Annotated in this window: 18 protein-coding genes, 1 pseudogene and 2 riboswitches; of the genes and pseudogenes, 17 read left to right on the top strand and 2 right to left on the bottom strand. The window is 44.6% G+C overall.

The features are described 5' to 3' along the window. The first annotated feature begins 51 nt into the window (after positions 1-51). The 10 genes from SLH55_RS14780 (at position 52) to SLH55_RS14735 (ending at position 10,952) form a co-directional block, all read left to right on the top strand. Positions 52-936, top strand: coding sequence for an ABC transporter permease subunit (locus SLH55_RS14780; protein ID WP_320323830.1), 885 nt, complete (start codon positions 52-54; stop codon positions 934-936). After that, positions 929-1,933 carry a hypothetical protein gene (locus SLH55_RS14775; RefSeq protein ID WP_320323829.1) on the top strand — a complete coding sequence of 335 codons (1,005 nt, stop codon included), beginning with the start codon at positions 929-931 and terminating at the stop codon, positions 1,931-1,933. The genes SLH55_RS14780 and SLH55_RS14775 overlap by 8 nt, the downstream gene beginning before the upstream one ends. 11 nt (positions 1,934-1,944) lie before the next feature. Continuing rightward, on the top strand, positions 1,945-2,199 hold the full coding sequence (locus SLH55_RS14770) for a hypothetical protein (RefSeq protein ID WP_320323828.1): 255 nt from the start codon (positions 1,945-1,947) through the stop codon (positions 2,197-2,199). 214 nt (positions 2,200-2,413) lie between these two features. Continuing rightward, a complete protein-coding gene (locus SLH55_RS14765; protein WP_320323827.1) occupies positions 2,414-4,018 on the top strand; it encodes a sensor histidine kinase in 1,605 nt (534 codons plus the stop codon). Positions 4,019-4,020: 2 nt separating this feature from the next. Then, positions 4,021-4,716 (top strand): response regulator, encoded by a 696-nt coding sequence (locus SLH55_RS14760; protein WP_320323826.1) that lies wholly within the window; start codon positions 4,021-4,023, stop codon positions 4,714-4,716. A 250-nt stretch (positions 4,717-4,966) separates the two neighbouring features. Continuing rightward, a complete protein-coding gene (locus tag SLH55_RS14755) occupies positions 4,967-5,944 on the top strand; it encodes a tripartite tricarboxylate transporter substrate binding protein (protein WP_320323825.1) in 978 nt (325 codons plus the stop codon). Between the two features lie 66 nt (positions 5,945-6,010). Beyond that, on the top strand, positions 6,011-6,457 hold the full coding sequence (locus tag SLH55_RS14750) for a tripartite tricarboxylate transporter TctB family protein (RefSeq protein ID WP_219167063.1): 447 nt from the start codon (positions 6,011-6,013) through the stop codon (positions 6,455-6,457). Between the two features lie 12 nt (positions 6,458-6,469). Beyond that, a complete protein-coding gene (locus tag SLH55_RS14745; RefSeq protein WP_320323824.1) occupies positions 6,470-7,984 on the top strand; it encodes a tripartite tricarboxylate transporter permease in 1,515 nt (504 codons plus the stop codon). A gap of 15 nt (positions 7,985-7,999) precedes the next feature. Further along, entirely contained in the window at positions 8,000-9,514 is a 1,515-nt protein-coding gene (tcuA, locus tag SLH55_RS14740) for an FAD-dependent tricarballylate dehydrogenase TcuA (protein ID WP_320323823.1), read from the top strand. Positions 9,515-9,590: 76 nt separating this feature from the next. Further along, positions 9,591-10,952, top strand: a complete 1,362-nt coding sequence (locus SLH55_RS14735) for a DASS family sodium-coupled anion symporter (RefSeq protein WP_320323822.1) — start codon at positions 9,591-9,593, stop codon at positions 10,950-10,952. Between the two features lie 56 nt (positions 10,953-11,008). On the opposite strand, the gene SLH55_RS14730 is transcribed toward SLH55_RS14735, so the two are convergent. Further along, positions 11,009-11,482 (bottom strand): acyl-CoA thioesterase, encoded by a 474-nt coding sequence (locus tag SLH55_RS14730; protein WP_219167059.1) that lies wholly within the window; start codon positions 11,480-11,482, stop codon positions 11,009-11,011. Positions 11,483-11,636: 154 nt separating this feature from the next. After that, positions 11,637-11,826, bottom strand: a riboswitch (cobalamin riboswitch). A gap of 81 nt (positions 11,827-11,907) precedes the next feature. Here SLH55_RS14730 and SLH55_RS14725 point away from each other — a divergent pair. The 4 genes from SLH55_RS14725 to SLH55_RS14710 all read left to right on the top strand — a co-directional run bounded on the left by SLH55_RS14725 (position 11,908) and on the right by SLH55_RS14710 (position 15,644). After that, positions 11,908-12,162: a zinc ribbon domain-containing protein gene (locus SLH55_RS14725; protein WP_219167058.1), complete on the top strand. Its 255-nt coding sequence runs from the start codon at positions 11,908-11,910 to the stop codon at positions 12,160-12,162. 32 nt (positions 12,163-12,194) lie between these two features. Further along, a complete protein-coding gene (locus tag SLH55_RS14720) occupies positions 12,195-13,127 on the top strand; it encodes an AraC family transcriptional regulator (protein ID WP_320323821.1) in 933 nt (310 codons plus the stop codon). A gap of 13 nt (positions 13,128-13,140) precedes the next feature. Beyond that, the gene (locus tag SLH55_RS14715; protein ID WP_320323820.1) at positions 13,141-13,509 is read left to right on the top strand and encodes a DUF1761 domain-containing protein; all 369 of its coding nucleotides are present in this window, start codon (positions 13,141-13,143) and stop codon (positions 13,507-13,509) included. Between the two features lie 620 nt (positions 13,510-14,129). Then, on the top strand, positions 14,130-15,644 hold the full coding sequence (locus SLH55_RS14710) for a flotillin family protein (protein WP_219167055.1): 1,515 nt from the start codon (positions 14,130-14,132) through the stop codon (positions 15,642-15,644). A 205-nt stretch (positions 15,645-15,849) separates the two neighbouring features. Here SLH55_RS14710 and ade read toward each other — a convergent pair whose 3' ends face one another. Continuing rightward, entirely contained in the window at positions 15,850-17,595 is a 1,746-nt protein-coding gene (gene ade / locus SLH55_RS14705) for an adenine deaminase (protein ID WP_320323819.1), read from the bottom strand. Positions 17,596-17,675: 80 nt separating this feature from the next. Continuing rightward, positions 17,676-17,777: riboswitch (purine riboswitch) on the bottom strand. A gap of 88 nt (positions 17,778-17,865) precedes the next feature. On the opposite strand from ade, the pseudogene SLH55_RS14700 reads away from it, so the two are divergent. From SLH55_RS14700 to SLH55_RS14690, 3 genes and pseudogenes are all read left to right on the top strand, one after another. Beyond that, positions 17,866-17,991 (top strand): annotated as a pseudogene (locus SLH55_RS14700) (DinB family protein); the annotation flags it as partial. Positions 17,992-18,116: 125 nt separating this feature from the next. After that, the gene (locus tag SLH55_RS14695) at positions 18,117-18,911 is read left to right on the top strand and encodes a DUF4397 domain-containing protein (protein WP_320323818.1); all 795 of its coding nucleotides are present in this window, start codon (positions 18,117-18,119) and stop codon (positions 18,909-18,911) included. After that, positions 18,911-19,519, top strand: coding sequence for a class F sortase (locus SLH55_RS14690; RefSeq protein ID WP_320323817.1), 609 nt, complete (start codon positions 18,911-18,913; stop codon positions 19,517-19,519). Before SLH55_RS14695 ends, SLH55_RS14690 begins: the two co-directional genes overlap by 1 nt. Positions 19,520-19,584: the final 65 nt, after the last annotated feature.

The following is a 19,584-nucleotide window of genomic DNA, read 5'->3' as shown; positions in this document are numbered from 1 at the left end:
AACATGAATATAGAAAAATGTATCATTTTGGAAATGGTTTGGAGGGGTTGTATGAAAAGGGTGATGGAAATTCCCTTTCATTTTCTTGTAGTTGTATTGGGGTTGTATTTACTTAGCGGAATCGGTTCACTGCTCGCATATGATACAGAACTTCTGATCAATCTGGCTGCCTATGGTGACCGTCTTCACCAGACCTGGGTTGAAATCATGCATCCATCCTCCATCTATATTTATTGGGGAGATGGGAATAAACAATACAGCATAACTGAAGTCTTTTCAAATACGTACTTATACTCTTTTCTCATTCTTTTTAGCTCATTCTTCCTGGCGATTTGCCTGGCGGTACTCTTTAGTTATGCCCACATGTTATTGCCACGGAAAGCATATCGATTCTCGACTAAGATCGTCAATGTAATGGACGCGCTTCCGGATGTGTTCATAGTTGTTTTATTTCAGCTTTTCATCATCTGGTTATTCAAAAAGACGAATCTACTCGTGTTTGATATCTATGCCCTCGGTGAAGAGCGAATCTACTTATTACCTATTCTCTGCTTATCGGTGCTGCCTGTAGTGTTTTTGTTAAAACAGTTTTTGTTTCAACTCAAGGAAGAAGAAAGCAAACCGTATGTGGAATTTTCTTATTCGAAAGGATTCAGAAGGGCCTATACGGTTTGGCATCATCTGTTCCGGAATGTCTGGGTCCACTTCTTCTTTCATCTCAAACCAATCTTTCTACTGATGCTTTCCAATCTATTAATCATTGAACTTCTATTTAACATCAATGGGTTCATGCAGGCGTTGTTGCGAACGGCGACCAGTTCTCCTGCTGCATTCTTCCTAGGGATGCTTCTCATTTTTGTGCCGTTCTTTATTGTGTTCACGATTGGATCAATGATTCTATCAAAGTGGCTGAAAGGAGGGGAGCAGAATGAATAGATGGATGCTCAAACGGTTGGCACTTCCCATCTTTTTACTGATTACCTTCATTGCCGTCAGTTTCCTGGTTCCGGTGATAAATCCCAGCTATGATGAGGTGGTAGACTATCTATCTGATGAGAATGGAAGAGTGATAGCGGCGCCGCCGTTCACCCCTGATGAGATGCCTCCTCTCGGCAGTGATAAACTCGGGAGGAATTTTCTGCTGCTGTTATTGGTCGGAGCGAAATATACCATCTTTGCGGCATTGGCCATAGCACTATTACGTATGGTATTTGGGTTTTTCTTTGCAGTACTGTACACTTTCCTTCCTGTATTTTTGGGCAGGTTCATTAAAGGGCTGGGGGAAGCGTTTCAATATATCCCCCTCGTAATCATTGTGTTTACGCTACTGATTCCACTAGAAGGGGCCTTCCATTCCGAAATACTCCCTTCCAACAGGTATTTCTTCATACAAGTAGTCGCGATTGCCGCAGTGACGATCCCATCTCTTGGCATTTATTTAGGGGAAGAGATGAAACTGTTTATGAAGAGTGATTTCATTCAAGTGTCACGTACGATGGGGGCAGGGAGATTTCATCTATTCAAGCAGCATCTGCTGCCCCAGTTCAGAAGGCATTCGATTGTATTATTTTCAGAACAGGTGTCCCAGACGCTTGCCCTTCTCATTCAGCTAGGCATCCTTCATATGTGTCTTGGAGGACTGAAAATCGCCAACTTCGGCATCATGGAAAGTATCCCGGTATATTTTTCTGAAACGAACGAATGGGCAGCGACGATCGCCATCAACATTCAGCAGATCTTCCTGCGTCCGATGCTTGTTGTGGTTCCACTGGCGTTATTCGCTCTGTTGATTCTCTGTGTGAACTCGATCAGTTCCACTTTACGGAGGGTCTTGATAGAAGGAGAGGGCGGAAGGATGGCGAAAAAGACGGAAGGAGAACGTCATGAAAGAACCATTTCTGTATCAAAGGATCTTTTCACTTTGAAACAGTAGGAGGAAGTCGGATGAAGGAAAAACAGGGTGGTAAGATGTTTTTGATTGTATCTATCCTATTTTTTATATTTGGTGGAGTGGTTTCCGTATACACCGGGTTTGAACCCGACCCAGATCGTTCCTTATGGTTTCCGCTTATATTCCTTGCAACTATGATAATCAATATATTCATTTCTAAGAAAGAAAGCCGTCCTTACTATACAATAGGGTTTAGTCTGCTGGCAGTCTCTACTCTTTTATACATGGTCATTCCGAAGCTGATATAGAAAACACTCAGAAACAATATCTGAGTGTTCTTTTTTTATAATATCAATGCACGGTTCTTTCTCTGATCCTTTCGGAGAGGTACGGTCTTCATTAACCCCTTCTCTTCTTTTGATAGAGAAGGGGTTTAAACTAAGGCTTTTTTAAGTTCCTTATCCTGTGATGAGTATGATATATTAATATAATAGAAAATTCAGTATAATCAGGGGTATTTAGATGAATAGACTTCTTAAGGTGCCGCTACAGGTCAAGATATTGGGCTTGGTCATTTCGCTGCTGCTGATCGTGATCGGGCTGCTTACATGGATGTTTGCATACCGGGAATCAAAGGAAGACGTTGAACAGGCAGAAGATTTGGCGATGCAAACGGCCAAGACACTTTCTTATATGCCGGTCATTCAGGATTCTTTTAAGAATGAGGAGCCTGTAGAAGATTTAAGTGCGGTCACGGAACAAATCCGCGATCAGGTGGATGCTTCTGCTGTCCTGATTGAAAACAGGGACGGGCAGATATTCAGTTTTGTCGGACAAGCAATCGGGGATGGGGATCCCGAAGAACGTTATCGTGCATTGGTATTCGGAAGTAATAATCTGATACATACCGGGGATGGCGACGAGGAAGTGCTAAAGGGGATTGTCCCGGTCATGATTCGGTATGACAACTACAAAAAAGTCGAAGGCACTGTAACGGTTGAGTTTGATATGAAAACTATTCGGAGTAAGATTGCCTATGAAATCCGTACCATGCTTGCTCTTTCCGGGGGAGTCCTGATCCTCGGGGTGTTCGGCAGTCTGTTTTTGGCCAGGAGTATCAGAAGGGATACACTTGGTTTGGAACCGTATCAGATCAGTGCGCTCTTCAGGGAAAGAAATGCAGTTCTTCAATCTGTAAAGGAAGGGATTTTAGCCATCGACACACAAGGTGTGATTACGATGATGAATCAATCTGCCCGTGAGTTACTTGATATTAAGGGAAATGTTGAGGGTGAATTCGTGACAGAAGTCATTTCTTCTCAAAAGATGCCCGAAATGTTGGCTTCTTCTTTGCATGTTTCCAACATCGAACTTCAATATAAAGAAAAGACGATGATCGTCAATGCCCAGCCTATCATCGAAAATAACCAGAAGGCGGGCACTGTGTTCAGCTTCAGGGACCGGACAGAAATTAAACAAATGGTGGATGCCCTTTCGGAAGTTCAGCAATACTCGCAGGACTTACGGGCACAAACGCACGAATTCAAAAACAAGTTGCATGTACTTCTCGGGCTGCTTCAGCTGCATAAATATGAAGAAGCCATCACATTCCTCACGGAGGAATCGGATCTGCAGGAGTATCATTCGATCATATTCTTTCAGAGTATCCTGGATAAGAAAGTTCAGGCCATTCTATTAGGGAAGATTGCTAAAGCATCAGAAAAGAAAATAGATTTCCAAATCGACGATGAAAGTTCGCTTTCCCCGCTTCCTGTATTCATCGGTCTTTCACCCCTTATCGTTATATTGGGTAATCTGATTGATAATGCATTCGAAGCGGTGATGGACAAAAACCCCAAAAACAAGGTCGTTTCTTTTTTCGTTACCGACATTGGCAACGATATCATCTTTGAAATCGCAGATAACGGAAAAGGGATTTCTGAAGAAGAAGAGGGACGTATTCTTCAGAAAGGAGTCTCATCCAAGGGTGCCCACCGGGGTTATGGACTTTCAAACGTTCAGGAAGAACTATCCCTGCTCGGGGGTACGATTGAATGGGATTCCAAAAAGGATAAAGGGACGGTTTTCACTGTCATCCTGCCGAAATCACACACAAAAGGGGAATAGGTATGATTAAAGTTGTCATTGCCGAAGATGATTTTCGCATTGCACAGATACATGAAGAATTTCTTGCGAAAAATGAGCAGCTGACATTAGTCGGTAAAGCGATGAATGCGAAGGAAACATTGAACATCCTAGATACACATTATGTTGATTTGCTTTTACTTGATGTATATATGCCTGACCAGCTTGGTACTGAATTACTGCATAAAATCCGCTCTTATTATCCTTCCGTTGATGTCATCATGATCACAGCTGCGAAAGATAAGGCTTTTTTAGAAAAGGCACTCCGGTACGGTGTCGAACATTATTTGATCAAACCGGTGACACTGGAGAAATTTCAAGAAGCCATCACGTCTTATCTCCAGAAAAAAGTGTTGCTTGATTCTGCTGAAGAGGTCAATCAACAGATGCTGGATCAATTCTTTGGGAAGGAAAGAAAGAAAGCCCCCGAAAAAAGCTACGATCTTCCGCCGGGCATCGATTATTTGACTCTTCATAAAGTGACAGCCATCTTGCAAGAGGAGAAAGAAGGCATCACCTCGGAAAGAGTCGGCGAAAAGATGGGGGCATCCCGGACAACGGCACGGAGATATCTCGAATATCTGGTCGGGGTAAGAGATGCTACGGTGGAGCATGTATATGGGATCGTCGGACGTCCGGAAAGGAGATACCGGATGGGCAGTGAGAATGCAGTGAAATAGATTCCGGGACTATCGTGTCTGCCGCATGGATTAAAGTGATCACTTTAATCCATGCGGCAGACTTCTTTAGTTAAATGGAAAGAAACCGGTGAACAAAATGAACAAAATCCACATAAGTTTTTTAAAACATAATATTTTGGAAACGTTTACATAGACTCGTTTGCCGACTAGGATTAACTTAACGTATTTCACCTTTTTGACAGTTGATGTTTTCGGTGAGTACAAACAAGATAAAAGGGGTGCAGAAATAATGAAAAAGTTTGGCTTTGTACTGATCATTTGTGTAATGGCTTTGATGACTGCCTGTTCAAGCTCTGCTTCGGGTGACAAGGAATTTCCGTCAAAGAATATTGAAATCATCGCACCGGCTTCTCCGGGTGGAGGCTGGGATTTAACGGCACGTTCTGTCCAGAAGGTTTTGCGTGATAACGACATTGTGGATAAGAACATCAATGTCATCAACAAACCGGGCGGAGGCGGTGAAGCGGGATGGAAATATCTCGAGAAGAAGGATTCCCACCACCTTGCAATCAATTCAAGTCTGGTACTGACAAATAAATTATTGGGTCAAAGCGATCTATCATATGAACAATTTACTCCGATTGCAACATTGGCAACAGAATGGCAGGCACTCGCGGTACCGGTTGATTCAAAATATGAAACCGCTTCTGAACTGCTGGATCAGATGAAGAAAGATCCGAAGTCGCTGAAAATCGGAGTAGGTCCAGGGCTCGGAAACGATGACCATCTTTCAATTGTACAGGCAGCAAGCGAGAAGGGGATCGATCCTACTAAACTCGACTTTCTTGTCTATGAAGGCGGCGGCGACGTCGTGACGGCACTGCTCGGCGGACATGTAGATGCAGTGACGACTTCCCTTTCAGAAGTAAAAGAGCAGCATTTGGCTGGGAAGCTTAAGATTCTTGTGGTTTCTTCAGAAAAAAGGCTGGAAGGACTGGATGACGTTCCAACCTGGACGGAAGAAGGAGTGGACATGGTGTTCCCTCACTGGAGAGGAATCATGGGCCCTGGGGATATGACAGAAGAAGAAATCGCCTATTGGGATGAAAAAATCGGCGAAATGGTCAAAACGGATGAATGGAAGAAGATGCTTGAAAACAATGACTGGGATGATTTTTATAAAGATAGTAAAGAATCAAAGGAATTCATGAAAGAGCAGGAAAAATTATATTCCGATCTAGTGGAAAGCTCCGGTTTGAAAAAGTAATGGAAGTGACGGGTGGGATACGGATGAGCGTCTCCCGCCTTACTCTCTTAGAGGAGGTTGACGTATATGAGAGCAATCAAACTCGGGATGCCGATTTTTTTAATTCTATTAAGCTTCTTTTTTTTAATAGCATCCATCAATTTGCCAAAGGCAAATCTCGGGAACCCAAATGGGCCGCTCTATTTTCCTGTCGGATTGAGTGTCTTCATGCTGATATTCAGCGCGGTTTATTTATTTCAGGAGTGGAAGAGCCTTCATGTTCATAATGAAGATATCAAGCTTCTGCTGAAAGGGAGAACGCCGAAATTAATTGCCCTGACTGTTTTATACGGAGCTGTTTATGCGTTCATATTTGAACGGATCGGGTTCTTATTTTCTACTATTTTGTTTTTGGGTGCTTTGTTATTTACGGTCAATGGAAAGAAATATGTTGTGAATGTGATAGTGGCAGTCAGCTTTTCTTTTCTATCATGGTATGCATTCAGCATTTTATTAGGAGTCAGTCTTCCATAGGAGGTGCACTAGATGGATTTTAGCAATTTTATGCAGGGGTTAACAACTGCGTTGGAACCAATCAATATTATGTGGGTTGTCATCGGAGGATTCCTTGGAACGATCGTCGGGATGCTCCCCGGGCTGGGGCCGGCAACAGCCGTAGCCGTGTTGATCCCGATTACATTCGGCATGGAGCCCGTCAGTGCCATCATCCTGATGGCTGCTATCTATTATGGGGCGATGTACGGGGGATCAAGGAGTTCGATTCTATTAAATACTCCGGGTGACGGTTCTGCGATTGCCGCCACATTCGACGGGTATCCAATGGCTCAGAAGGGTCAGGCAGGACAGGCCATGGCCATTTCGGCAGTCGCCTCTTTCATAGGGGGAATGATGGCCGTCATCGGGTTTATCTTCCTTGCCGAGCCGCTTGCAAGCTTTGCATTGAAATTTGGTCCTGCTGAATACTTTTTATTAATGTTGCTGACTCTTTCGGCGATTGTTGCCTTGTCAGTAGGGAAAATGGTGAAGGGATTCATTGCCATGTTTCTTGGGCTGATGCTCAGTACGGTAGGCATTGATACGCAGAGCGGAGTCTATCGCTTCACTTTTGGAAGTTCCCATCTAAGTGAAGGAATCGATTTTCTAATCGTGATCATAGGCGTTTATGCAGTAGGGGAAGTCCTTTACAATTATTTGACGATCGATCAGGAGAAAAAAGAGAAAAAGAAAGTCGGTAAGATCTGGTTTACGAAAAAGCAATGGAAACGCTCATTGTGGCCGATTCTCAGGAGCGGTCCGCTGGGATTTGTCATCGGTGTCCTTCCGGGAGCCGGGGGATCGATCGCATCCATGATCAGTTACTCGACAGAAAAGCAGATCTCCAAAAAACCTGAAGAGTTCGGAAAGGGTGCAGTAGAAGGGCTTGCAGCTCCTGAATCTGCCAATAATGCTGCTTCAGTAGGTGCCATGATTCCGCTATTGACGATGGGGATCCCCGGATCGGGTACAACCGCTGTCATGCTTGGAGCTCTCGTCATGCTTGGCATGAAACCTGGACCGCTTTTATTCGAAAATGATCCCAATACGGTCTGGACACTGATCAATAGTATGTTCATCGGAAATATAGCCCTTGTTATTATTAATATTTTGCTTGTCGGTCTGTTAGTGAAAATACTGGATACGCCTGCAAAAGTGTTGTATCCGGTCATTGTGATACTTGCATTTATCGGAACCTACACGCTCAGTTACAGTGCAGTGGATTTCTTCCTTCTATTGATTTTCGGAATATTCGGGTTATTCCTTAAGATCATGGATTTCCCAATTGCCCCGCTTGTTCTGGCATTGATCGTCGGAGCGGATATGGAGCAGAACTTCAGGATGGCCGTGCTTTCGTCAAATGGCAGCCTCGGTATCTTCTTTGATACGCCGATTGCCATCGCATTGGCTGGATTGACTCTTTTATCACTCTTTTATCCATTGCTGATCAAAGCGTTTCAAAAGAAAGGGAAGAATCCTATCGACCCTATCTCAAAAGACATGTAATAAGGAGGAGTATCGATGTCAAAAACGAACTCATACGACGTAGTTGTCGTTGGAGCGGGGAATGCAGCCTTATGTGCAGCCATTTCAGCCCGTGAAGAAGGTGCGGAAGTACTGGTCCTTGAAAAAGGTCCTGAACATAAAAGAGGTGGAAATTCTTTTTTTACCGATGGAGCGATCAGGGTGGCCTATCATGATCTCACAGATATTCGGAAGGTCGTGACGGATCTCTCTGATGAAGAAGCGGATTCAATCGTTATGCCCGACTACAATGAGGAAGACTATTATGATGATATCATGCGTGTAACAGAAGGGGAGAGTCAGCCGGAGCTTGCCAGACAACTGGTGGACCGCTCGTTTGAAACGCTCGTGTGGATGAAGGGGCATGGTGTGAAATTCGAACTCAATTATGATAATCAATCTTATGAAAAGGAAGGCAAGTGGCATTTCTGGGGAGGTCTTCCGGTCAAGACGGAAAACAAAGGCATCGGGTTGATGAAGCAGCTTTTTTCTCGTGCCGGGGAAATGGGTATCGATATTTGGTATGAGGCTGCGGCAGTGGAGCTTATAAAAGAAGGCGGAAAGATAAGCGGTGTGGTTGTACAGAAGGATGAGGAGCGGATCAACGTTGAATCCACAGGTGTCATTCTTGCCTGCGGCAGTTTTGAAGCAGACAAAAAGCTTCGGAAACAACATATTGGGGAAGAATGGGAAGCGGCAATCGTACGCGGAACCGAATATAACACAGGGGACGGGATTACAATGGCGGTTGCGGCAGGAGCGCAGAAGTTTGGTGAATACTCCGGCTGTCATTCAATCGGCACGGATTATCATGCACCGAAAGTCGGTGACTTTAAAAAACCCGGTGACATCTTCAAGAAACATTCCTACCCTCTCAGCATCATGCTGAATAACGATGGAAAACGATTTGTAGACGAAGGTGCGGATTTCCGGAATTATACGTACGCAAAGTACGGGAGGGAAATCCTGAAACAGCCTGGTCATGTCGCCTATCAGGTTTACGACTCCCAAGTCCGGCCGCTGCTGAGGAAGGAATATGATCTTGAAGAAGCGACCTGTTATAAGGGTGAAACCCTGGAGGAGCTTGTTAATCAGCTTTCCATTAACAAGAAGCAATTCCTGCATACGATTGAGGAATATAATGCAGCCGTTCAAGACGGGGAATACCATCCTACGGAAAAAGACGGCAAGAAAACAGCAGGGCTTACACCAGAAAAGACGAACTGGGCATTGAGGATCGAAAAGGGGCCATTCTATGCATTTCCGGTTACGTGCGGTATTACGTTTTCATTTGGGGGACTCCGGGTCAATCCTTCAGGTGAGGTGTTAAAAAAAGATGATCAACCACTATCCGGCCTGTTCGCTGCTGGAGAAATGGTCGGCGGCATTTTTTATCACAATTATCCTGGAGGGTCGGGATTGATGTCCGGGGCTGTATATGGGAAAACAGCCGGTTCTTCAGCTGCCCGGTATGCCCTCTGCAATAAACAGGATTCAACGATCATTCACTGACAGTTATTGAAGAAAAGGAAAAGTCACCCCATCGCCGGTGGCTTTTTCCTTTGATTGAAAGATGGGAGTAATCGTCATGAAAAAACAACTGTTACTGGTTATCACGTTTCTATTATATGCCTTTTTCTTTCTACCATTTTTTGAGTGGGATGAAACATGGAAGGCTATCGCTGCACTCAGCATCATACAAATCCTGTGGATCGGCAAAATATTTCCTCTTGCGTTCAGTTCGCTGCTGCTTATATTGCTGATATCGTTTCATTTTTTCAGTTATGAACAGACTTTGAGTTATTTTAGTTCGGGTATTGTTTGGCTCTTGTTTTCCACATTCATTATCTCAACTGCATTCATCAAAACCGGTCTGGCTAGCAGGGTATCGCTCTATATGTTAAAGCTGTCTGGAGGGTCGGGGAAAGCGTTGATTTTCATTTCGTTTCTGCTCATGACTGTCCTGTCTGTCCTGATACCGTCGAATGTAGGGAAGGGCAGCCTGTTATCATCGGTACTCGACAGCCTGATGAAAAGTCTGCGGAAAATAGCGGATGTCCATTATCTGGGCAAGTCACTATTTATAGGGGTTGCCTATCTGGCTGCCATTTCAGGATCGTTTGTCGCGACTGGGGCCAGTTCCACTATCTACGCTTTCGGAATCCTTAGCGACGTTTCGGGCGATCTGAATTATATAAGATGGTTTCTGATTTTTGGAATACCGGTGCTGCTTTTTATCGTGATATTGTGGGGGATATTCTTAATGATCTTTCCCCCTGAGAAGATTGACCGAAAGCTGTTATTGGCATTGATCGAAAAAAGAATCAGTGAGCTTGGGCCGGTCGGCATCAATGAAAAGAAAATCATGTGTATCATCGGGGGAACGTTGATCCTGTGGATTGCACAGCCTCTACATGGATATTCCATTCCTCAAGTTGGCCTTCTGGGCGCATGTATGACCGTCATTCCTTTTGCAGGAGTATGGAAGTGGGAAGAAGCGCGGGAATCGATTGATTGGGATCTGATGCTCTTTTTTGCCTCCACTCTGATGGTATCGGGGATGCTGGTCGAGACAGGGACGATTGAATGGATGGCAGAAGGGTTGAATTCTATACTTACTGGCCACCAATCCTGGGTGATCATCCTGCTCCTCATCTTATGTACGAGTATTATTCGGATCGTATTCGTCAATATCCTGGGGTTTTTGACCATCATGCTCCCTCTCAGCATCACGATCGGGCACACAATCCCGGGTTTATCACCCATGCAAATTGCCATGCCGGTGTTCCTGGCATGCGTCCCGGGATTTTTCCTCGTCACCCAGTCCCCGGTTCATCTGATCAGCTACTCGTACGGTTATTTTACCGACAAGGATTTAATGCGGGCGGGAATTTGGTCATCCACAGCATGGATCGCCGTCATCATCTGCTCGGTGTTCTTTTACTGGTAAGACAATATTTAGTGTTAAAAAAGGGTATGAACAGCGTGCTGTCCATACCCAAAAACTTATTTTATCAATGCCCGGTTCTTCCGATGTTCCTTCCTCAGAACAGCTGAGTTGAACAATCTCTTCTCCTCTTCTGTTTCCGGGATCACTTTCGGCACCGGTTTCGGCTTACCGTTTTCATCCACCGCAACCATGGTAAGGAATGATTCCGTCGTCAAGGTTTTGATACCTGTCAATAGATTCGAAGAGAAAACTTTTACGTACACCTCCATTGAAGTCCTTCCCGTGGAAGTTACAATCGACTCGAGGCTGAGTGCGTCTCCGACAGTTGCGGATGACAGAAAATCGACCGAATCGATCGAAGCCGTGACTACCACAGAGCTCGAATGCTTCATCGCTGACAGCGCAGCAATTTCATCGATAAATGCCAATACCTTTCCCCCGAAGATTGTTTGCATATGATTGGTATCCGGTGGCAGTACCAATCTGGTTTGTACGGTTCGTGAACGCTCAACAGAATAAGCTTGTTCCATTCTTGTCATCTCCCTGATTGTATAATGGCGAAACAAAAAAACATCTTCCTTTGTGAAAAGAAGATGCAGTTACTCCAAACGAGCGTCCGGGATCCCTTGGTTCCCTGTATGACGTTTCATATGCGCAACACCCTCCTATCTCCCGTAGGAACTTTCGTGTTCTTCTCAGCTTGGCAGGTCTCCTGGCTCAGCGTCTCCGATTCCATATTCCTTCCCATTTCGATGCGAAACAGTGGATCCATATGGAATCTCAGCCTTACAGTGGCGGGACCGCGTTGGATTTTCACCAACTTCCCTTTAAAGAAAATGAACATATCATTTTCACCAATGAGCAATGATTAAATTGTGAACGGTTTTATTTTATCATAGACTTTCATAGAATGAGCACCCTCTATGGTAAAATGAAGAAAAGGGGATGGGATATTGTGAAGAAATTCAATAAATGTCAAAGTTGTGCCATGCCGCTGAAGAAGGCAGAAGATCGGGGGACGGAAAAAAATTCAGAGGAAAGTGTCATGTATTGTAAGCACTGTTACCAGCAAGGAGAATTCACTCAAAAGGATATTACGATGGACGAAATGAAGCTTTTTGTGAAAAACAAATGCATTGAAATGGGGGTCCCGGCATTTTTATCAGGTATGTTTGTGAGGAATATCCACAAGCTTGAACGATGGAAATAGGGAGATTCATTGAATGCATGTGAGGAATCGAAATGACATATAGTGATCAACAGACGCAGATTCATAGAGTAATTCAATACATAGATCAACATCTTACAGAAGACTTATCTTTAGAGCATCTCGCCAAAGTCTCTACCTATTCACCTTATCACTTCCAACGATTGTTTAAAGGGTTCATAGGTGAGACCCCTGCAGGTTATGTGAAAAGGATTCGATTGGAAAATGCCGCACATATGCTGATTTATGAGCCAAGGGTTCCTGTGACTGAAGTTGCCTTGAAATGTGGATTTTCTTCTTTATCTTATTTCACCTATTCGTTCAATACCTATTTCAACACCAATCCGAAAAGCTGGAGGGAAGGTGCTTATTTAGAACGATTTCCAAGGGAATATATTAATAGCAAGAAATCTAAACTTTCCAGCACAAATCCGAAAGCATCCCGGGATAGAGAGACTTATAATGAGTTTAAATGGCTGGACCTTTCCAAAGTGAAAGTCGCACATTTACCAGGATGCTCCACTGTCAACCGATACCATACAGGATCCTACGTCAAAGGGATTCCTGCAGTGTGGCGGGATCTTTATCATTGGGGGAATGCAAGGGATCTATTGGAGGACAGCCCGTTGTTATTCGGTGTACCTAAGAGTAACCCGTACATCACCCCTGCTGAAAAAAACAGGTATGAATGCCGGTTGGGCGTTAAGGGGCGCAGTATCCCCGGGGAGGACACCAATCATTTCTCCGGAGGGAAGCATGTGATATATGAGTTTCCTGAGCCAGTCGATTATGAGGAAAGGGGCATGCTGATTGAATGTTACTCGGAGCTTTATAGTTATTGGCTGCCACAAAGCGGCTTTAGGTATTTGGGGAATCCGGTTGAACTTGTTGAGGTAAAGGGTATACCAGGGTCGCTTGAGATAAGATGTGGTATAAAGGCGATCGCACTGGCCATTGAACCGAATTAATGGAGGAATAGGGATGACAGCAGATTTGAATATGTTCGCGTTTTTAGCGGGGGCCGTGTTGTATATGATATACGGCGGGATTTTTTATTCAATCCTTCTTGGGAAGAAAGATCAGGATGGAGCAGGCCCGGTGAAATATGTGGTGGCTGTCCTGGTGGCATTCATTAGTTCTGCCCTGGTAGGAGTTCTCGTTCAAGGGACGGAATCCAGTGGTTTAGCTTCAGGAGCGTTGGTAGGAGGAATCGTTGGGATATTGGTTTCCATTGTTTATTTAAAAAATGCACTTTTTGGACTCATGACCAAAAGGATGTTCCTGATTGCCATTGGTGATCATCTCATCATTTTTACTTTGCTTGGTGCATTACATGGCTGGTTTTTATAGGATGAAAGCTTGAACTTTTACAGGTTCAGGCTTTTTTATATAAGCTGTTTTCGCAAAGTTTATATACAAACTAAGATTTGCGAATGCTCTGTCATTCAGGGTGTGGTGCAGGAGGGTGAAGGGAACAGTCCCTCTTTCCACGGACGTTCGGCCGAGCCTCCTCAGCAAAAACCGCTTCCGGGGTCTCGGCACGCCCGTTTTCCGTAGGAGTCTACGCAGTTCCCTTCACCCTCTAGAGTAGTAAGTGGTTGACAGAGCAAAATGGTTTGTGTCCATCAGTTTAAAAAAAGTAAAGGACTTTAAAATAAAATCAATCACAGCAAAGAGTGAAAAAGCAGTGGCATAAGAAGTCTCCACATTTCCTATGTGATAGTCAAACTTTTCGTCAGTTGATTGGAGCGGAAAGCGAGCACCTGTAGCGGAAATCAACCGCCACTCGCTACATCCAAAAGCAACAAGGTATATGAAAACAGCCTTTATATAAAAATAGGAGAATAGCCTAATTTTTTGAAACTTTTTCATTCTGGCATCCGTATATAGTAGTGTAGCTAGCACTTTTATTTAAAAATTAAATCAGACAGCATGCTGGTTTAAACAAAATGTCGAGAGGGGTTGTCAGAATGCTAGGATCATTGAGTGTTATTGGATTTTTCGTTTTCTTGATTCCTGTACTGGTCATTGCGGCAATTGTAGGGATCGCATATTATTTCTGGATGAGGTTTCGTTATCGTACCGCAAGATCCAATCAGGCATTGATCATTACCGGACCAAAACTGGGGGATCCTGAAAAGGAATCGAATATTTTCACCGACCAGGAAGGCCGTTCCATGAAAATCATCCGTGGTGGAGGATACAGATTAAGACGTTTCCAAACAAGCACGCCTGTTAACCTTACATCTTTCCAATTGAAGCTTTCCACTCCACGAGTGTATACAAACGGAGGAGTTCCGATTGTCGCCGATGCAGTGGCCATGGTGAAAGTGGCCGACACCCTGAACGGGATCGCCAACTATGCCGAGCAGTTCCTCGGGAAGGATCAAAAGGAAATTGAAGATGAAATCATCGAAGTATTGGGTAGTAATCTTCGTGCCATCCTTTCAAAAATGACCGTTGAAGACATTAACAGCAACCGTGAAAAATTCAACGCCGATGTATCGGAAATCGCCCAGAAACAGCTTGATCTGATGGGCTTTAAAATCACGTCACTCGGATTGACGGACATACGGGATGCCGATGAAGAAAACGGATATTTGAAAAACCTTGGTCGTCCTCGTATCGCAGAGGTGCGTAAGCAAGCGGAAATCGCAGAAGCGAACACAGAGCGTGAAACACGCATTCACCGTGCACAGACCGACCAGGAAGCGAAAGAAGAAGAGTACAAGCGTCAAATTACGATTGCTCAATCGAAGAAAGAAAAAGACATCAAAGATGCTGCATTCAAAGAAGAAACAGAGCGTGCAAGAGCGAAATCCGAGCAGTCATACGAGCTTGAAAAAGCCAAACTGGCCAAGGAAGTAAAAGAAGAAGAGCTGACCCTTCAATTCCTTGAACGTGAACGTGCGGTTAAACTCGAAGCGGAAGAATCCAAGGTCCGTAAAACAAAAGCCGATGCAGATTATTACGAAACAACTCGTAAAGCAGAAGCCGAAGCACGGAAATCGGAAATCGACGGGGAAGCGAAAGCCAAGATCCGCAGGGAAGAAGGGTCTGCAGAAGCAGATGTCATCCGTGAACGTGGTAAAGCCGAAGCTGAATCCCGTAAACTTCTTGCAGAAGCCATGGAGAAACACGGAGATGTCATCATCACCGAGAAACTCATTGAAATGCTTCCGATATTTGCAGAGAAGATCGCTCAGCCTCTGAACAATATCGATTCGGTCAAGATCATCGATTCAGGCAATGGTCAAGGGGTTCCATCCTTTGGTAAGAGCATCACGAGAACGATGCTTGACATGCAGGAACCACTCCGTGAAATGACAGGCATTGATGTAGGCGAGCTACTGAAGTCTTATGCCAACAGAACCCAGCCTGTGCATTATCAGCCTGCTATTTCCGAATCTGCAGATAAGGAAGTGGCAGCCTCCAATGAAGTGGAGGAAAAAGAGTTAGAGGAAGCCGGCAAGGGAAATAAATAGGAAATAAGTAAAGAGAGATGTTTCCGGGAGGAAGCATCTCTTCTTTAATTATGAAATCGGTGCAGTGTGGAAAAGGTTGTTCTGTACCTTGTTTAAGGTGTATTCAGCTGCTGAAAAAACAGCGGAAATCAGCTGCTGAAATCATGAAGAAAATCAACAGCTGAAACCACCCAAACTTCACCTGCTAACCCCATTCCCTAAAACCTCAATCCCTTACCCCAACCTCAATATGCCGGCAATCCCTGACATCAAACAATCCTAAATCGGTCAGCTTCAGTTCTGGAATCACAGGCAGGGTCAGGAAAGAAAGGGTGAGGAATGGATTGAAGTCCCCGGTGAATCCCAGCTGTACAAATGCATCCTTCAACTGTATGAGTCCCTCGGCAACTTCTTTATAGCCACCATCAGACATTAAACCGGCAATGGCTAATGGAAGGGAGGCGATGACCTTTCCGTCCTTCACCATGACAAGGCCGCCTTTCATTTCACCCAGTGCCTCTACGGCTTTCAGGATATCCCCGTCATTGGTGCCCGCTGCCACAATATTGTGTGAATCATGGGCAATGGTCGTGGCAATGGCTCCTTCCTTCAGGCTAAAACCTTTTACGATTCCTAAGCCTATATTTCCTGTGTGGTGATGCCTTTCCACCACGACCATCTTAAGTTGGTCATCTGAAATGGAAGGGATAAAGACACCGTTTGCTGACTGAACCGATTCAATCACTTTATTCGTTCTGAGCTGATTGGGATTAATCTCGATGATATGAGCTTTTTTTGTATCACCGATCTTGATTTGCAGATCTTTATCCGTGAGGTCAGGAATATGAACAGTTGAAGTCAGTGATGATTCCGCGCTTTTTTTGGCAATATGGTTTCCAAGATACTTCCCCATTTCAGCTACCGGTTTCCCTCCCTTGTACACGCTGGATATTCCTATTCCTTCAAGGTTATCAAGCAAGATGAAATCTGCTTCATAGCCCGGTGCGATCGCTCCTTTTTTATGAAGCCCGTAGCATTCGGCAGCGTTGAGTGAGGCCATGGAAATCGCTATGAGGGGATCTAGACCAACGCTTATGGCGAGCCGAACATTATGATCGATGCTTCCTTCTTCGATTAAATCATCGAGATGCTTGTCGTCTGTACAGAAAAGGCATCTGCGTGCATTACGTTCATTCACCACAGAGATGAGGGATTGCAGGTCCTTTGCAACGCTTCCTTCCCGAATCAGCACATACATCCCTCTCTGTAAGCGGTCCTTTGCTTCCTGAACGGTGGTGCACTCATGATCGGTCCGGATGCCGGCTGCTCTATATACATTGATTGCGTTCGTTTCAAGGCCAGCCAGATGTCCGTCCATATTGTGCGTGTACGGGTTTGTAGCCGTGATTTTATCCAACAAGGAATCTTCCCCTTTTCGAAGGGAGGGATAGTCCATCACTTCAGCAAGTCCGATGACACGTTTATGCTGATAGAAGGGTTCCAGCTCATTGGCAGTCAGTGTCGCCCCTGAATTTTCAAAAGGGGTGGCCGGGACGCAGGAAGGGAGCATGGTAAACACGTCCAGGGGGATGTGCTCAGAATCATCCAGCATAAACCTTAGTCCTTCTTTTCCTGACACATTGCCAATTTCATGTGGATCCGTGATGACAGTGGTAACACCGTGTGGAAGAACGACTTTGGCGAATTCTGAAGGGGTGACCATGGAGGATTCGATATGAACATGAGCATCGATAAAGGACGGACAAATGTATTTGCCTTTCGCATCGATCACTTGTCTACCTTCGTAATGTCCGATCCCTATGAACATCCCATCTGAAATCGCCACATCTCCTTCTGTGATTTCCAGGTTGAAGACATCGATGATCTTCGCGTTTTTTATGACCATGTCTGCAGGGATATCTTTATTAGCCGCTGCAATCCGTTTTTTAAGTGTTTCTTTCTGTTTACTCATGTGATCCTCTCCTTATCGAATAGAAAAAACCCCGGAATGAATGCACCCGGGGTTTGACATAGAGAGAAGTGGAGGGACTCCTGCCACTCTTTTTCTCTCGTAGTCAAACCATTTACGGTAGTTTGGTAGAAACTTTTGGACCATATTTCCAATATTATACGAGTTTGTTGAACATTTTATTTATTCAAAAATGATTATTTCACATTTTATATGCATCGATTGGAATGTGTCAATGGTAATCTCCTTGTATAAGCCGACTGCTATTGGTAGGTGACATATACCCGGTTTGAATGGCTGGTGAAAATCACAGATCATCTTTATCATTATCGCGGGCAGCTTCACGCGATGCTTGTCCACTGTTGTGATAAGGATCCAAAGGTCCGACTGTTTGAATAATCTCGAGTGAAGAGTTGAATGTGCTGTTGTGACATGTTAAATCTTGAAATCTATTTCTATTAATTATACATTTAATGTACAAGTTACATACAAAACTTGTACAAAAATCAAAAGGAGTGGAAAGAATGAAAAAGATTTTCTCGATTTTTGCAACAGTCATGCTTATGCTATCACTGGCCGGGGGTGCTTTCGCCGCTGAGAATGATGCGATGGTCCGTATTGTCCATGCGTCTCCTGATGCTCCTGCTGTGGATGTATATGTGGATGGGAATGCAGTGGTGGAAGGAGCGGAATTTAAAGCAGCGACGGATTACATGAATCTTCCTGCCGGGGATCATAAAGTCGAAATCTATGCTGCCGGCACGATGGGCAGCGAAGATCCTGTCATCTCTCAGGATTTAACAGTGGAAGCAGGAATGGCTTACACAGTAGCGGCAGCCAATACGCTTGAAAACCTGGAACTGGTCGTAGCACAGGACTCTATGGATGTAATGGAAGGAATGACAAAGGTACGCGTGGGACATCTTTCTCCAGATGCACCAACCGTTGATGTCGGTCCTATAGGTGGAGATGCGCTATTCAGCGGGGCTGAATTCAAGGCAATCACGGACTACAAGGAATTGGATCCGGGAACATATGATTTAGAGATCAGAACACCAGAAGGAGATCAAGTGCTGGATCTGTCCGGTACGATGCTTGAAGAAAACACTGTATACAGCGTATTGGCCATTAATACAGCGGATCAATTAGAAGTGCTTGTTCTTAAAGATTATACGATGATGCCGGGAAGCATGCCTGAAACGGGTATGGGTGGAGCAGCGGCTGAGCAGTCGTCTACTACTCTTCCAATCGTCTTGGCAACTGCTGTATTTGGTGGAGCGGCACTGCTATTCGTCACTCGCAGAAAACTACAAAGGTAATGAAAAGACTTCTATACTCTATTCCCTTGATGGCTCTTTTGGCAGCATGTGCTGCCGAAGAGCCTCAAACCCTTCCTGAAAGCAATGTTCAATCTTCCACCGTTGAACGGCCAGTAGAGCCTGTGATGCCTGAGAGTCTGAAAGGAGAAGAAGTGAACAAACTGACACCAGCCTTCCTATCCATTCCGAAACTGGGTATCGAGGCACCGATCAAACAGTTCGGACTTGATTCAAAGGGGAATATGGAACTCCCCCAGAACGGAAAGGATGTTGCTTGGTTCGAGCCGGGCTTTCAGCCGGGTGAAAAGGGGAGTGCGGTTCTGGCGGGGCATGTGGATGATGAGAAAAAACCAGCCGTTTTTTTTGAACTGAAGAAACTTGAACCAGGAGATCAGGTCGTTCTGCAAGATGGACAGGGAAAGACTTTTACATTCGAAGTAAGGGAAAAAGTCGCTTATGAAAAAGATGACGCTCCACTTAGGAAGATTTTCGGACCAAGCGATAAAAGGATGCTGAACCTGATTACGTGCACAGGATATTTTGATCATGATATTCATAATTACGTAGAACGTTTAGTCATTTATACAGAACTGATAGATGAATCTTGATCTAGAGCTTAACTCCCATTACGTGGAAGGTAAGCTCTATTTTTTTCCATAAAAAGCCTTTACAC

It is taken from the genome of Rossellomorea sp. YZS02, from assembly GCF_033963925.1.
GTDB lineage: Bacteria > Bacillota > Bacilli > Bacillales > Bacillaceae_B > Rossellomorea.
This window is presented reverse-complemented; position numbering and strand designations above follow the sequence as displayed.